Genomic DNA, 17246 nt, shown 5'->3' on the forward strand with positions numbered 1-17246 from the left:
ATTTAATTAGTTAGTGATTACCACCCTGGATTTTGAACCAGTTTAGGGTTTACAGTTATATCGTAGTTTCTAATTGGCGCTAAATAATCTCTTGGTGCCACAAAGTTTTGAGTATAAATAGTTCTAGGTCTATAATAATCTGCAGTATTGGCCTGAAAAACACTCCATCCTGTAATAGGTTGATTAAATGCGTCTGCAGCTTTTTTCCATCTTTTCAAATCCCAGTAACGGCTACCTTCAAAGGCCATTTCTATGCCTCTTTCTTGGTGGATAATTTCTCTTAAACCCTCTTTGGTTGTTGGTTTACTTGGATTATTAGAATAACTGTTCCATGATTCTACTACGCCTTTTAAGCCAGCACGTTTTCTAATACGATCAACATATTCAAAGACATCATTAACTGGCCCTTGTGATTCATTTAATGCCTCTGCGTACATTAGATATAAATCTGCCAAACGAATTTGTGGCCAAGGATAATCACGATAAGAAACTCCATTAGAACTATTTGTCATGTTCCAATCCACTACTTTCTTCAAATAATATCCGGTTTCATTATAATAACCTACGTGTGTAGCACCAGCTAGTTGAGTATATTTTCCTTCTACAACCCAAGTATTTTCATCAGAATTACTAGGACTATCATATTTATACCAAACTCCACCATCAAAACCTAAATCTGCATAGAAACGAGGTTCTCTATCAAAATTTAAGCGAGCAGTTTCATAACCTTCTTTGACAAAGAAACGTTCACTTTTAAGTGCGGTTCTTAAGGTGTATTTATTAGAAAAATTAATTAGTTTGTCTTCATTTATCGGAACTCCATTGCTAGAATAAAACATTTCAGCAATCTTTAATGGTGCAGCCAATTGCATTCTTGCATCTCCACTCCCACCACCAGCTGCTAATTTTGGCATGGCTACACGTTGTAAAAAATCTGCTCTACTATTTGGGTTTGCCCAAACATGTTCAACATTCCAACGTTCGGTAATTGCAGAACGCAAAGTCAATTGCAAATTTGTAGTATCAGATAGTTTAAATGTAGATCCAGGGAAAACATATAGCTTTGATCCTGCTTGTTCTGCAGCATCAATTGCAATTTTAGCAGCGTCTGCAGCTTTCTTCCACTTATCTGCACTAAAAGTTGCTGGAAATAAACTCACTCCATCGTGATCTTTGAAACCTACATAGTCTGAATTTCCATTAAACAACGGACTTGCAGCCATTAAAAGTAGTTTAGCTTTTACTGCAAGTGCAACAGGTTTTGTAATTCTACCAAGTTCTGTTGTTCTATCAGTAATAATTGGTGGTAAGTTAGTCGCAGCTTCATCTAAAAGCCCAGAAATATAAGCAACACATTCATCAAAAGGCATTCTTTTCACGCGTACATCAGCCTCTGGAGCACTGATATCTATGTTTTTATCAACTAATGGAATAGGTCCATACATGCGAAGCAAATAAAAGTGATAGTATGCTTTTAAGAAAGTAACTTCTGCTATCCATCTCGCACGCTCATCAGATCTTAAATCACGAACCTTGGTTTCGTCTTTCACATTTTCTAAAAAAATGTTACAGTTTCTAATTCCTTTCCAAAGTCCAAAAAGATCACCTGGTCCACCACCTTGATAATTCCCATCCCACGCATTCATGTAAGGATTAGCTGCATTCTGGCCACCTCTTGCTCCACGCCATGCATAGGATACAAAATCCCATTCTTGAGTGGGTACCCAAAGCTCATCACCAGATAGATTACCCACGTTAAAAATTGGATCTCCATCTTTTGGCAAGAACGAATAGCAAGTGAACAGGTATTTTTCTGCCTCTGTTCTCATGGTAAAGGCATTATCAATTGTCGCTACATTATCTGGTATAATGTCCAAATATTTTTTACAAGCAGACAAATTGAATAAGGTCGTAGCAAAACATGAAATGATTACCATGCTTTTTACACTTCCTTTAATCTTATTGATTGTTATATTTTTAAATTTCATTTTATTTTCTTTAACAATGTCCTAATTAAAATGACGCTCTAACTCCTAAGTTATAAGTACCTTGAATTGGATAACCTAAACCGTTACCGCCCATCTCTGGATCCCAGGTATTAAAACTACTTATGTAACCTACATTTGTAGCGCTTAGATAAATTCGCAATGATTTGAAACCTATTTTTTGATTTAATTTCTGTGGAGTATTATAAGCTACTTCAACACTTCTCAATCTTAAAAAATTACCATTTCTCATCCACCATGTTGATGTTCTATTGTTATTAGGAACAAAATTTGGACTTAGACGAGGCCATAATGCGTAAACATTTCTATTCTCTTCAGACCAGTAACTATCTGCGATAGATTTTAACAATCCGTTCTGGCTACCACCGTTAAGTACAAATGGTGCTATATTTTGAGAGTTGATAAAGAATGAAGAACGGGCAGAGCCTTGAAAAAAGAAACTAAAGTCAACACTTTTATATCCCACAGTTCCACCGAAACCGTAAATAATTTCTGGGGAAGTAGGCAAGCCTATTGGCACAATATCTTGATCATTTACCAAACCATCATTATTGATATCTCTGTATTTGATATCTCCACCACCATAAGTTAAACCAGCGGTTCCATCAAACTGCGGCGGGGCATTTTTAGCTTCATTATCATCAATAAATAAACGTTCTGCAATTAAGCCATAACCTTGCGTGGTCGAATTCCCAACGGTTGAACGATAGAGCTCGCCAGCTGGGTAACTCGGTTCATCGTTAATTAAGATTTTACTTTTTGCATAAGTAAAGTTTCCTCTCAATTGCATAGACCAGCCTCTTCCAAATGATTTGTTATAAGCAGCAGCAAAGTCTAAACCTTCACTTTCAGCTTTGTTGGTGTTTGCCCTTACCGTAGCCTGTAACCCCATTGTAGTAGGAATATAGGTACGTCCGGTTAAAATATTTGAACGTGTATTTTTATAGATATCGATATTAACATCTAGGGCATTCAAAAACCTAAAATCTGCTCCTAAATTTATTTGTTCAGATTCCTCCCAAGTAATTAGTGGATTAGCATATCTAGTTACCAAAACACCTGCTTTAGAATAGCCATATTGCTCCCCGAAAGTAGATCCATAAAGGCCAGAATTCATGTTAACTTCAGACATGTAGAAGAAACGATCGCCATCATTACCAATTTGGTCATTACCTACTAAACCATACGTTGCTCTTAGCTTTAAGCTGTTAATTACGCTTAACAATGGTTTAAAGAAATTTTCATTTGAAACTACATAACCTAAACCAACAGAAGGGAAAAATCCAAAACGATTATTTTCTGCAAAACGTTCAGAGCCGTTGTAACCAAAATTAAATTCGACTAAATATTTACTGTCATACCCATAAGTAGCCCTACCAGAAACCCCTTGGTTACGAGAAGGTAATGAAGCTTGTAAACTTCCTGCATTTCCTGAAAGATAGTTCCGAAGCGTTGTAATTAGCATTCCTCCTACGGCATGTTTTTCTCCAAATACTCTGTTATAAGACAAAGCAAGCTCAGCATAAAAAGTAGAATTTAAGCGTTTTAACCCTTCAGAATAACCTAAGTACTCCGTTCCAGTAGTACCAATTGAGCCTTGTCCACCAGGATTTAATACCGATACACCTACGCTACCATTTGGTTGTTCGGTTGCCGTGTAGTAAAATGGATTATAACTTCTAGATACATCAAAATAAGAATATCTTCTAGCATAAGTCATCAATCTGGCATTTAAACCTTTAACCAGTTTATTTAAATCTTGCTTAAGTTCAATTTGTGTTTGTAATGTTGATGAATTATATTCTGAATAACCTTTAACCATCTCTGCATAAGGATTTACATATAATCCATTATTTGGAGTAACCGCATTACCGAATAAAGCATGGGTAGCAAAGGGAGATAATGAAGCCGGATAAACAGCTGGAAATAAAACAGGGTTAGACCAGATTGTTTGGTTAAAAATTCGCTGACCACCATTTACAGGATTACCATTTCCATCGTAACCTAATAGTGGGCCAGAATAATCATCAAATTGACCATATACTCTAATTGCTGCAGTTGTAGTTTTGGTTAAATTGATATCAACATTAGAACGTACTGAATAATTTTTCAGTTTTACGTTGTTATTGAAGTTGTTCAAACCTTCAACTTTCAATACGCCGTTGTCAATATTATAAGTTCCAGCAACGTAATATCTTGCTTTTTCGCCACCACCTTGAACGCTGATGTTATTACGATAGTTGACTGTATAATCTTTGATCAATTGGTCTATCCAATTATTACTTGGATACAATAAAGGATTATCGCCCCTAGCTGTTGCATCAATTTTGGTTTGCAAATAAGGTAATGCAGCTGTTGGGTTTCTAGTTAACGCCGCTTCATTAGCCAACTTCATGTAAGTAATATTATCAGCAAACTGAAAGTTTTTTGTATTGGATGACATGGCAGATTCAGATCTAACTGTAAAATTGGTCATGCCGGCCTCGCCAGATTTTGTAGTGATTAAGACAACGCCATTTGCACCACGAGCACCATAAACTGCAGAAGCCGTAGCATCTTTTAAAACACTAAAAGATGCAATATCATCTGCTTGCAAACGTGCCATATCATTTTGGGTAGATTCAATACCATCAATTAAAATCAATGGATCTTGTTTACCTGTTCCAAATGTTCCTAAACCACGAATAAAGAATTGAGCATTATCTGCTCCAGGTTCTCCACTTCTTTGATAAGCAATCATACCAGCAACACGGCCTTGCATCATAGTCGTTAAATTACTTGTTGGTCCTTTTAATTCTTTCGGATTAATCGTGGTAATGGAACTAATCATACTTGCTTTTTTCTGAGTACCAAAACCCACTACAGCAACTTCATCTAATGCATTTACGTCGTTTTCTAACGTAAGGTTAATAACATAAACGCCTTCTGCATTTGGTAAATAGTCGGCAACAGTTACTGTTTTAGGTTTGCAACCTATTGCTGTAAAAAGCAATCTTCCAGATCTTGGTAATGTAACGGTGTATTTACCTTCTGCATCTGAGTTAGTACCTCTGTTGGTTCCAGAAACCTTGATGTTCACTCCAGGTAAACCACCAATAGTATCTTTAACAGTACCTCTAACGGTTACATCTGTTTGTGCCCAAGATTTTATACTGCATGTAACTAAAACAAAAAACAAGAGTAGCTTAAAACTAGATTTAAGTTTACTTGTAAGAAATTGTGGTTGAATTTGATTGAGTAGCTTTCTCATCATATTAAAATAAATTTAGATTGATGACTAGATTGAATTGTACAAGACATGAGCTGTCTTTTTGATGGATAACATAAAGAGATTTCTGTACAAACGGAATCCCTAATCTTTAATAACATTTTGAGCATTCGATTTAATATTTGGTTAGTAATTGATTTAATGATTTTATATAATTCAAGTTGCGTTGGTTTTCACTTTAGCTTATATAAAAACTTGTTGGTTTACTTGTTAAAACTTGAGGAAGTCAAAACTTCTTAGGTTAGCTTTATTCATATAAATTTAATTTGGTTTAAAACAAAGTAACCATTAAAACCACTCTGTTAGTGAGGGGTAATACAGTATTTATAAGGGGTTAAATCGTTATTTTGACTTAAAAACCCTGTTATTTGATAATAATTAAATAATACTGAGGTACAGATTAATAATTTAAATCTGTGAGATTTTGAAACATTATAGGATTGTTTTCTATAACCATTTCAAGTTATGATACAGGTGTATCACATCGAACTGATGAGTGTTAAATTTTGATTTTATAGAATTTAAAAATCGTAATAGGTCATACTGATTTAGACACAAAAATCTGTGTATATACGGCAGAAAAGAAACTAGAAGAATTTAGCTCTACTTGGACTTAAAAATATTTAAATTCCATTCATCCATCCAAGAAATCTCTATGCGATTGTCTTTGAATTGAATAGGCAACCAAAGATATCTTCCATCAATTGCATTTTTAGGTTTCCAGATATCGGCCATAAAAATAAACTCACCTTTTTTGTTCGGCGCTGGCAATACGAAAGTGCTTTGTCCGCCAAATGTTTTTTCTGCGCCTTTGCCTACACATGGATTGCCCATAAATGTCCATGGTCCCCATATTGATTTTGCAGTAAACCAACGTGGTGGGTTTGGCGCCCAACCAGTACATCCAGAACCTATCATGTAATACACATCATCTTTTTTGAACAATGCTGGAGCTTCAGTTTGATGACCAACATATATTCTTGTAAACTTACCAGTGTGGCTTAAATAATCTGGTGTCAACTCGGCTATGTGCAAGGTAAAGTTCTCTTCAGAAGAAAAAACATGATACGCTTTTCCATCATCATCTACATAAACCGTCATGTCGCGTGCCATTTGACCACCAGCAAAATCACGGCAAAAAAAGCCATCACTTTGATTTTTAGGCGTTGCACAATTTAGTTTTTCACTTTCTGGTGTATTAGCTGTATAAATGGGCATAATACCTGCATTTGGTCTATAACTTTTGATAAACGTATAAGGTCCAGTAACTTTATCGGCGACCGCAACACCAGCTCTAGCTGCCGCATAACCTTTATCTTTAAGTTCTAGATGAAACCACATCACAAACTTCTTTGTTTTTTTGTTATAAACCACTTTTGGTCTTTCTATCACACTCCCTTTAACAATATCACTTTTTGGATCATTGCTTACAGGCAGCGCAATTCCCTCATCTTTCCAATTATATAAGTCTTTTGAGACGTAAACATGTACACCAACTTGTGCAGTATTCCCAATTTCACCTTCTACTTTATGTTCGCCAAACCAATAATAAATACCCTTGTGCATTACAATACCTCCGCCATGCGCATTTATGTGAATGCCTTTATCATCATTCCAAATTTTTCCTGGCGTGAAAACTGTTAATTTTGCTTGCTGGGCAACTGATTTTACTCCATTACCAAAAAGCATCACAATTAATATTAAACAGATAGTTAAAGACTTATAAAATAGGTGTTTCATAATCTACTTTTATACTGGTTTAAATAAATATTAAGTTAACATTTATTAATTCTAAAAATAGAGATAAAGATGGTCTTTTTTAGAACTTTATTGATGATTAATTGGCGGATATTAACAATATATTAAGTTAATTTTTACCAAAAGATATTTTAAAAGATTTGAAAAGAAAATCTCTATAATTATTAATGTTAGTCCTTTTTGTAGCACAAAGAAATGCTTCTACCTCTTCCAAGTAAGCACTTGTACTTTAGTTGGTGTAGCATTTGCCTTTCCTTCGCCATCAACTTGTTCTACTTTTTGAACAAACAAGTCTAATCGTTTTTTAGCTATCCAAAGTTCGGTGTCAAAAGTAGGTTCCCACTCTCCAACACTAAACGAAGTAAGGTCGTTACAAACCCAATCTTCTTTTGTAATATCTTGGCTTATGGCAATAGAAACCTTATTTCCTCTTTCGATATCTCTAAAAACAAGTGCACAAGAAATTGTATTTTTTGATGACCAACTAATTAATTGTGGTCTTGATATTGGGATTTTTTTTGTTCCACCACCGCTTAAGCTGAATGCAGTTTTTCGGAAAGCTAAAGTATTTACAGCCCAATTTTTTCCTGTTTTATACACAATGTGATATTGCAGAATGCTTTCGCCTTGGTTTCTCCAATAAGTAGCAATAAAAGGATTTCCATTTTCATCTGCAAACATGGAGGTTTGGTTAATCAGCTCACTATTTTGAGGGATTTTCAAAGCATATTCTGCATTTGCAGCATTAATTGGTAATTGATATTTAACACCGTCAGAGTTCTGCCAAGTTAAACCACCATCGGTAGATTTTGCATAACACAAATCGTGATTACTTGCTACATCAGGGCTTTCTCGCCAAACCCACGACAGATGAATTGTTCCCTTTGCATCAATTGCAGTTTGTAAATAAACGTTTCTTTTGCCTTCTCCATCAATCAAGTTATCTTGCAATCTTTTCCACGTTTTCGTTTGTACATCATATCGATTGATCATCAAATTTCCATTCCCAGAACCTCCATCGCGATAAAAGAATAGTAAATTTCCATTAGCCAACTTATAAAACTCTGGGTAACTTACTTTGTTTTCCTTTAAACCTAACATTGTTTCTTTATTTCCGAATACCAAACTTTCGGGTTTTACTGATCTTGCATAATTGAGATTATTGTTGTGTTGTCCCCAAGCAAGGTGTAAATAACCAGCCCCATCAATCATAATACTGATAGATTTATGTGCATCCGTTGCATCGCCTTTGTATTGCGTTTTAGCAATCTCCCATGTTTGCGAATTGAGCTTCCGCTTTGCTAAAACCACAAACTGATCTAAATCATAATACGCAGCATATTGATTGTTCTTAAAAGTGGTTAAAGAATTTTTCCTAAAAACTACAGTATTAACAGAATTATTTGCCCAACCATTTGTAGCAATGGTACTTAAAATAGATTTTTCTTGACTTTTAACGGATAGATTTAAACAAAAAATCAACAAGAAAACAGCTAAAACTCTACTCATTTTATCTTAAATCCACACTGTGATCATTTGGAAAATCTTCTCCACTCCATATTTTTTGAGCACTCCATTTTGCAGCTGGATTTGACCAAAAAGGATCAGTTTCTGGTAAACCTAAAGGTAAAAATATGTTGGTACAGATATAAGGGCTTCCTTGATTATTATAAAAATCTCCCAAATCAGGTTGATCGCCATACAAACCAATGGTTAACCAACCGTTTTTATAAGTTGTTGGACTTTCTAATGTTTTTTTAATTACTGCAGTTAAGGCGCAACGTACTTGCTCTGGACTTAATTGCTTTGGTAACAACTTCTTATAGGCCATATCGGCTAGGTGATGAAATGCTCCACCACGATAAATAATTGATCTACCTGTTGCTGGGTAAGTACCATCTGTATTAATTAATCGTTCTTGAATAATGGCATATCGTTCATTACGTTTTCTAATCTTATCGAACATTGCATTATAAGCGGTTGTTTTTTTACCAATAATATCCGCCAATGTGCCTAAATATGGATGAATTACATAGCTATTGTAATAATCAAAAGCATAGCTACTACCATCTTTGTACATACCATCGCCTACATACCATTGTTCCATTTGTTGCAAGGCATAATCAACACGCATTACATCCCAATCATACCCAAACTTTGCCCTAAAAGCTTCGTTTACAGCCGAAAAAAGCAACCAATTTGAAAATACAGGTTTAAATTTTCTGGTAGTAGCAATAGATTTCATCATCAATTCTTGATTTTTTTTATCTAAATTCTCCCAAAGCCAAGGCGCACGTATAAATGCCAGCGCAACATAAGAAGCGTCAACCAATTGTTGTCCGCCAATATCGTAATTCATGAAATCCTTAGCATTCGAATCCAAAGAATTTTTTAAACCTTGTATAACCCATTCGCGGTATTGTTTACGCAATACGATTTCGGCTGCTAAGCCACCTTCTAACTGTAACCAAGGAGCAATTCCACTTAAAACTCTACCCAAAACTTCAACATATTGCACTTTAATGCGGTGTTCTTTATTATCTATATGAATGGAAGTAACTTTTGGCATTACAATCCGTAAACTATCTTTAGCCAAATTGTAAATAACTGGTCTAACCATTTTATCCATTTCCTGTAACCAAACTTGCCTGTCAGTTAAAGGAGTAGTTTTTACATTTTTACTTTTCTTTTGTGCTGCCACCTTCCCTACGCCTAAACAAAGGATAAAAAAAACAGCAGCGATACTTTTTAATGATAATTTCATGTTTATTTTGTGTGTGTTATAAATCTATACATTTCGCAATTTGCCAATAAAAATGCACCTACACCGAAATTAGCGGTCGAGTTTGCATCTACTACTTGACCTGGAATTGCTTTTTCTCCAATTGGTTGTACGTAACCCACTTTTCCACTTTCTTGAAGCGCAGTTTTGGTGAGGTATTGATATCCTTTTTTTGCTGCTGGAAGGTATTTACTTTCCTTAAGCAAACCATTATTTATTCCCCATAATAAACCATAGGTGAAAAAAGCCGTTCCACTGGTTTCTGGTCCAGGTGCATGTTGTGGATCGAGTATACTTCTAGTCCAATAACCTTCTAATTGCTGACTTTTCAAAATCGCTTTAGCCATGCATTTATACTTAGTTACATATTCATCACGATGTGGATCATTTATTGGCAAATCTTTTAATACTTTGGCCAATCCAGCGAAAACCCAACCATCGCCCCTGGCCCAAAAATCTTTTTTTCCATTTGCACTTTTGTGTTTTGGATAAACATATTTAGCATCTCGATAATAAAGCTTTTCCTTTTTATCGTACATGATACTATTGGCGTACATGAAATACTCGTACAATTTATCTAAATATTGTTGATTACCAGTTACCTTATACATTTTAGTCATAACGGGCATAACCATGTACAAACCATCGGCCCACCACCAATAGTCATTCTCTGGGGTACTCATTTCATATTCCATTACCTCTTTGGCACGGGCTATTTTATAATCTTCTGGCTTTAAATTATACAAATCGATATACGTTTGAAAGCAAATCTGCCAATCGCCAAACAATACGTATTCATCGGTTTCACCATATTTATACTTCCATTTACTTTTATCTATACCTTTTGCACCCATCCATTTGTTGTAGTTAGCCCAAGTTTCTGAATAGGTTTTATAAGCTTCGTTTTTTGTAAGCTCGTAAGCTTCCATATTCCCAGTATGATAGGCTGCATGGTCCCAAAAAGCCCTAACTTCTGGTTTGTTATTACTTTGCCAATAGGTGTTCGCTTTATTTAGTGTAGCAATTACTTCTTCTTTTGAAGGTAAAGTTTGTGCATTCCCTATCTTACAAACGATTAGTAATACAATGAACCAGCCGTACTTAATTGTCATCTGTTATTTTAATTTATCAATTCCTTTTAAAGTCGGAATTACTTTTCTAATGCTTCCATCTTCATTAAATTCCATTTTATCGATACAAGTTTCTCGATTAAAACCTGCTGCATCACCCATTGTAATTCCTTTAGGCCGCGTAAAACGATGATAAATAATATACCATTCATCTTTACCTGGAATTTGGATTACGCTGTTGTGTCCGGTTCCATAAACTCCTTGTGCTATATCTTTCGCTAAGACTAAATTATTTTCTGGAATAGTAATTTTCCCTGTTGGACTATCAGAATAACCATATCTTACTCGATAATTTTCGCTCCTTGTATCATCTTCAGACCACATAAAATAATACTTCCCTTTGCGATAAAAAACCTCTGTGCCTTCTCTGAAAGAAGAATTTGGGGTAATAATTTTAATTGCAGCGGTATCTATCGACATCATGTCTTCATTTAATGGTGCTACGGCCATATACATATTTCCCCAATACAAATAACTTTTGCCTGTTTTGGGATCCGTGAATACATCGGGGTCAATTTCTTGTCCACCTTTTATACCATTAGGCTTATGCGAAATTAATGGAACACCTAAATCTGTGAATGGGCCAGTAGGATGATCGGCCACGGCTACTCCTATCTTTTGTGCTGCCGTAAAGTAGTAGAAGTATTTATATACTCCATTTATTTTTTTTTCGATAATGGTTGGTGCCCAAGCATTCTTTTTTGCCCATTTGGTATGTGTAGGTAAATCCAGAATTACACCTTCATCTTTCCAATCTACCAAATTTGTTGATGAAAAAGTTTTGAAATACGTACCACTCCAACCATTAAAACCATCACTTGTAGGATATATATAATATTTACCTGTTTGTTTTGAATATAGAATTTCTGGGTCGGCATAATAGCCATCTAAAACGGGATTATTATTTACAGCAGCGCTAATAAGATAAGTTTCCTTTGTTTTTCCATTAGTAGCTGTAATTTTTACTGGGCCTTTGCTAAAATCATAAGGTGCTTTTGGCGAGATGCTAATATTTGGTAAATCTAAAAAATTGGGGTTAAATGCTTTGAGATTTGTGCCGCTTTTAACTGGTAAAAAAATTGTCTTCTTACTAGTATCTGTAACTACGTTTATCTTTTTAATAGCTGATGATTTTGCTCCAAAAAGCGTCCGCTCAGGTTGATACCATTTATCCATTAAACGTTTTGCTTCTTGCGCTGTTATAGGCATTATGGTTCCATGGCGGGGATGAAAATCCATACTAATATCGCTATCTATAACACTAAACTTTTTAAAATCGGTGGTTTTGGTAAACTGGTATTTACCGCTCATGTAACGATCGTACATTAAAATATAGCCTTCTCCAGTATTCAATTTAAACACACCAGCACCTTCAACAGGGTCTTTAGTTTGCTGTACCGCCCCATCTTGTAAAACATAACCTTTTGTAAGTTCATTAGAAATGGCTAATCGAATTCCTAAACCCGAACCTTCTGTTTTATAAAATAAGTGATATTTTCCTTGATGATAAATAATCTCTCCATCAATAGCAGCTCCATTTGTCGGACTAAAATATAGTTGTTTTGGTTCAGTTGTAAAATCTGTAAAATCAGCGTTGGTGTAGGCGTAATAAATTTTATCGGGGTCATTACCATGTTTCATCGACCAATAAACCATGTATTTACCAACTTTTTCATCGTAAATGGTTTGTGGTGCCCAAACTCGCTTTAAATTTTCATTACCAGCAAATCTTTTTTGAATGTTCACGATACTGGATGTCCAATTTATTAAATCGGTAGACTTTAGCAAAACCATTGCTCTATTTGAATCCCAACCTTTTGCCGAAACCATATCGGTTACCACCATATAAAAAGTTTTCCCATCAGCCCCCCTTAAAATATGTGGATCTCTTACTCCGCCAGTTTCACTAATTGCACTTGATGAGATAATTGGCTGATTATTATTTAGCGCCCTAAATGTATAGCCATCTTTACTAATGGCAAAACGGATAGACTCTTCGGCACCTGAATTTCCCGTAAAATAGGTGAATAAATATGCTGTATTTTGGGCCTTTGCCAAATAATTTGCACAAACTAAGAATACAAGTGTAATTAAAACCGTTTTAAAAAAGCGAGGTATGTTCATTTTATAATATTCAGTAAGCTAAGTACATTTATTTTATTCGTTTTACTAGGGGGGATAATGATAATTATAGGGGGTTATTTAATTCAAATTCGTATTAATGTTGTACTGTTTATGGAATGTTTTGCGATGTTTCTTAATAAAAGCCGATGGAGTAAGTTTAAACTGATTTTGAAATTGTATCCTAAAGTATTTAAGATCATTTATCCCTACTCTAAAAGCTACTTCGTTAATATTAAGGTTAGTATTGATCAACAATTCAGCAGCTTTTCTTAAACGCGTAAAACGAACAAAACTATTAATAGACAAACCTGATGTAGCTTTTATTCTTTTATAAAGGTTAGAATGACTCATGCTTAACTCTGATGCTAATATTTTCACATTGAAATTGGATTCCATTAATCTATCTTCTATAATTACTATAGCTTTTTGAATAAAACTCTTGTCTTCTTGCGAAATCTTATTTCTTTCAGACTTCAAAGTTACCTCGTTATAAAAATAGGACTGTAAATTACTCCTGTTTTTTATTACTCCATTAATTTTTGCAGTAAACAATTCTTTATCAAATGGTTTGCTAATAAAATCGTAAGCACCAACTTCGATACCTTGTAATTTGAGCTCTGCACTTGGATCGGCTGTGAGCAAAATTACTGGAATATGGCTCAGTGTTTGATCGGCTTTTATCTCCCTGCAAAATTCTATTCCATTCAATTCATCCATATTTACATCCGAAATGATAATATCAGGCAGGTGTTCTCGAGCTTGTTCTAATCCTTCTAAACCATTAAGCGCTTTATAAATTTTGAAGTTTTGATGAAAAATTTGATGTATGTACTCGATAATCTGCTCATTATCATCCACCACCAAAATAGAATGGAAATCAGAAATAAGCAATTCGAGATTTGTAATTACTTCCTTTTCACTTTCTTCTTCTTCTTTAGCAATCAGTTCATTCACGTAATTAAGTTGTTCTTTCTCTTCTATAAATCCTGTAGATTCTTCAATTAAATCACCCTTTGGCAAAGCAATCAAAAATGTAGTTCCTTCATCAGGTTTAGAGGTGTACGAAATCTTGCCCTTATGCAACTCTACAAAATTCTTAACTAAATATAAGCCAATTCCAAAGCCAATTTTTATTGAACTTTTATTCATTACCTTATAAAACTTATCAAATAACTTCTCGCCTACTTCATCAGGTATTCCTGAGCCACTATCGGCTACCTGTATTTCTATTGTATCATTAATTAGCTGTATGGTGAGCGATACTTTTCCACCTTTTGGTGTAAACTTTAAGGCATTAGATAGGAGATTAAATAAAATGATTTCTAATTTATCCCGGTCTGCATGGATAACAAGTTCTTCATCATCACATTCGAAAGTATAACTGATATTGTTGTTGTTTGCTAAATAGCTGAAACACAAAAATATTTCTTTTGCAAATTTGAAAAGGTTAATTCTAACTAGTTTTAGCGGTTCGTTCTCATTTTCAGTTTTTCTAAAAAGTAATAATTGATCTACCAAACTCAATAAACGCCTAGAATTTCGGTATACCACATTCAAATCATTCTTTTCTTGCCCTGCTTCTTTAGTGCCTAAAATATCTTTTATCGGATTCACAATCAAAGTAAGCGGCGTTCTTAATTCATGAGAGATATTCGTGAAAAAGTTCAGTTTTTTCTCGTTCAAATCTTTTTCTCGTTCAATTTTTAAGTTTGCAATCTCTACTTCGTGCTTTAACCGATCTTGTCTCCTTCTATATTTTACAAAAGTGATATACAATGCAATAATTGACAAAAAGTACAAAGTATAAGCCCACCAAGTACGATACCATGGAGGTAAAACTTCAATGATAATAATTTTCTCATTTTTTGCCCAAACGCCTTCAGTATCGGTGCTTTTAAGATGAAGTTTATATTTGCCTTCGTTTAAACGCGAATAGTAAGCATTGTTTAGTTTATCAGTATAATTCCAATTTCTGTCCCATCCTTCCAGGTAATAGGCATATTTTATCTGATCTTGAAAAGAAAATTCGATAGCCGAAAAGTTAACCGAAATTACAGCCGCATTATAAGGAATTGAAATTTTCTCAATCCCTACTACAGATAGTTCATTCTGATAATCAGGATCTTCGTCAATTGGAATATTATTAACCCTAAAATCAGTAATTACTATTTTTGGCACACGTTTATTGATTTGGATGCTATCCGGGGAAAACTTATTGAACCCATTTATTCCTCCAAATAATAATTCTCCATTTCGTAAGCGTAAAGCAGCATTGTAATTAAATTGATTACTTTGTAAACCATCTGTTGCAAAATAATTCTTAACCTTAAATGTTTTGCTATTAAATTTTGAAAGCCCATTGTAAGTACTACACCAAAGATTACCATTATTGTCTTCCAAAATATTTAAAATAGAATTACTTGGTAAGCCATCCGCCTGAATGTACCTTACAAATTTCTTGGTTTTTCGATCTAATTTCAACAATCCTCCGCCTTCAGTTCCAATCCAAAGTTGTTGATAGCGATCTTCATGGATAGCTCTTATTGCACTATTAATAGTGATGTAATTGTGTTTTTTATGCGCAACATCTATTTGTATAAGATGGGTATAATTACCAGCCCAAAGAGTTCCTTCGCTATCTTGATAAAGCGTATGAATATCTTTTAATCTAGCATCAAAAAGCTCAAATTTATCTGAACTAACATTATATAAATAGAGTGCACCACCTTTTGTAGTGCCGGCCCAAATCCGATTGCTTCGATCTTGAAAAATTTTCCAAACATTAGGTTCTTCTTCACCTTTTGCACTATTATAACAATTATAATGTTTAAAGCTTTTAGTCTGTTTATTAAAGCGATCTATCCCTCCGTTAAAAGTAGTTATCCAAATATTTTGCTGATGATCGTTAATGATGCTGGTTACAAAATTGCTCGATAAAGAAGTTGCTTCTTCGGGATGATGAACATAATTTGTATACGTATTTTGCTTAGGATTCCACAAACTTAGTCCGCCTCCATCAGTACCAATCCATATATTTCCATTTTCATCTTCACAAAATGATAAAATGAAATTATTTACTAACGTATTGCTGTGAAACGGATCACTTTTTATCGTTCTGAATTGTGCTTCTTTATTGTCTATGATATTTACGCCACCTCTTAAAGTAGCAATCCACTTTCTCGCTTCTCGATCTACATAAACAGCACCAACAGAATTACTACTTAGCATTCCCTTTTCTCTCGAGGCATTTAAGAAACTTGAAGTATTTTTTTCAAGATCAATAATGGTAATTCCTCCTCCATCGGTAGCTACCCAAAGTTTTCCTTGCTGATCGAAAGTTAAACCCATGATATTATTATCACTTAACTTAACTTCCAAACGATTTAATTTTCCAGTAACTTTATTGTAGGTATACAACCCTCGCTCTGTACCAATTAACAATTCATTATTCAGTGCATTTAAAATTGTAGTTACTGAATTAATTTTAGAATTGACAAGTGTAAAGTTCTTCGTGGTTTCGTTATAATTGCATAAACCAACATCTTTTACAAAGGTCCAAAGGTTAGCTTTTTCGTCAAAAGCTAGTCCACGAGTTGTAAAATTTAATGTTTTACCAAAGGGAACTCGAGTTGCTATATCAGCTCCTTTTTTAATTAGAAATAAACCATTTTCGTCTGTTGCTAGATAGGCAGAACCATTTTTACCAACAGCGATTGAGGTAATTGGAGCAGTAATTTTAACTTTTTTGCCTTTCTCTATATAAAAAAATGAATGTATTCTAGAGTTCGAATAATCAAAAAGTGAAATTCCTTTTTGTGTTCCAATCCATATTCTATTTTCATCATCGCCATTTAATGCGGTGATATGGTTATTAATGAGTGAGTTTTCATCATCCCATTTATTTCTGAAAATCTTGAAATCATAGCCATCATAACGGTTAAGTCCATCATAGGTACCCATCCACATAAAACCAAACCGATCTTGATAAAGGGAATTGACTACATTATTTGAAAGACCTTGTTCTACGCCAATATATTTAATGGATTTGCCATTTAATTGCGCTAAACAAATACTGAAACTCAACAAGAAGTAAGTAATCCCTATAATTGACTTGAGGAAGTAATGCTTTGACATTGGCTAAATAGACTCAGATATTTGGTTTTCCTAAGGTACAAAAT

The 17246-nt window shown here is 34.5% G+C and carries 8 protein-coding genes; all 8 read right to left on the reverse strand.

The window, feature by feature from the left end:
- Positions 1-17 precede the first annotated feature (17 nt).
- Positions 18-1988 carry a RagB/SusD family nutrient uptake outer membrane protein gene (locus tag GM921_RS05330; RefSeq protein WP_235969781.1) on the reverse strand — a complete coding sequence of 657 codons (1971 nt, stop codon included), beginning with the start codon at positions 1986-1988 and terminating at the stop codon, positions 18-20.
- 25 nt (positions 1989-2013) lie between these two features.
- Positions 2014-5259, reverse strand: coding sequence for a SusC/RagA family TonB-linked outer membrane protein (locus GM921_RS05335; protein WP_202985631.1), 3246 nt, complete (start codon positions 5257-5259; stop codon positions 2014-2016).
- 618 nt (positions 5260-5877) lie between these two features.
- Positions 5878-7014 (reverse strand): glycoside hydrolase family 43 protein, encoded by a 1137-nt coding sequence (locus tag GM921_RS05340; RefSeq protein WP_182921563.1) that lies wholly within the window; start codon positions 7012-7014, stop codon positions 5878-5880.
- Between the two features lie 219 nt (positions 7015-7233).
- Positions 7234-8541, reverse strand: a complete 1308-nt coding sequence (locus tag GM921_RS05345) for a BNR repeat-containing protein (RefSeq protein ID WP_182921564.1) — start codon at positions 8539-8541, stop codon at positions 7234-7236.
- Between the two features lies 1 nt (position 8542).
- A complete protein-coding gene (locus tag GM921_RS05350) occupies positions 8543-9796 on the reverse strand; it encodes a DUF2264 domain-containing protein (protein WP_182921565.1) in 1254 nt (417 codons plus the stop codon).
- Positions 9797-9798: 2 nt separating this feature from the next.
- On the reverse strand, positions 9799-10926 hold the full coding sequence (locus GM921_RS05355) for a glycoside hydrolase family 88/105 protein (RefSeq protein WP_182921566.1): 1128 nt from the start codon (positions 10924-10926) through the stop codon (positions 9799-9801).
- A 3-nt stretch (positions 10927-10929) separates the two neighbouring features.
- Entirely contained in the window at positions 10930-13068 is a 2139-nt protein-coding gene (locus tag GM921_RS05360) for a family 43 glycosylhydrolase (RefSeq protein WP_182921567.1), read from the reverse strand.
- A 78-nt stretch (positions 13069-13146) separates the two neighbouring features.
- Positions 13147-17202 carry a hybrid sensor histidine kinase/response regulator transcription factor gene (locus GM921_RS05365; RefSeq protein ID WP_182921568.1) on the reverse strand — a complete coding sequence of 1352 codons (4056 nt, stop codon included), beginning with the start codon at positions 17200-17202 and terminating at the stop codon, positions 13147-13149.
- Between the last annotated feature and the right edge of the window lie 44 nt (positions 17203-17246).

The organism is Pedobacter planticolens (genome assembly GCF_014172375.1).
GTDB lineage: Bacteria > Bacteroidota > Bacteroidia > Sphingobacteriales > Sphingobacteriaceae > Pedobacter > Pedobacter planticolens.

Bases quoted from the DNA above. Each gene is read 5' to 3' on its own strand.
- GM921_RS05365 (WP_182921568.1), bottom strand. From the start codon at position 17,202: ATGTCAAAGCATTACTTCCTCAAGTCAATTATAGGGATTACTTACTTC.
- GM921_RS05345 (WP_182921564.1), bottom strand. From the start codon at position 8,541: ATGAGTAGAGTTTTAGCTGTTTTCTTGTTGATTTTTTGTTTAAATCTA.
- GM921_RS05350 (WP_182921565.1), bottom strand. From the start codon at position 9,796: ATGAAATTATCATTAAAAAGTATCGCTGCTGTTTTTTTTATCCTTTGT.
- GM921_RS05360 (WP_182921567.1), bottom strand. From the start codon at position 13,068: ATGAACATACCTCGCTTTTTTAAAACGGTTTTAATTACACTTGTATTC.
- GM921_RS05340 (WP_182921563.1), bottom strand. From the start codon at position 7,014: ATGAAACACCTATTTTATAAGTCTTTAACTATCTGTTTAATATTAATT.
- GM921_RS05335 (WP_202985631.1), bottom strand. From the start codon at position 5,259: ATGATGAGAAAGCTACTCAATCAAATTCAACCACAATTTCTTACAAGT.
- GM921_RS05355 (WP_182921566.1), bottom strand. From the start codon at position 10,926: ATGACAATTAAGTACGGCTGGTTCATTGTATTACTAATCGTTTGTAAG.
- GM921_RS05330 (WP_235969781.1), bottom strand. From the start codon at position 1,988: ATGAAATTTAAAAATATAACAATCAATAAGATTAAAGGAAGTGTAAAA.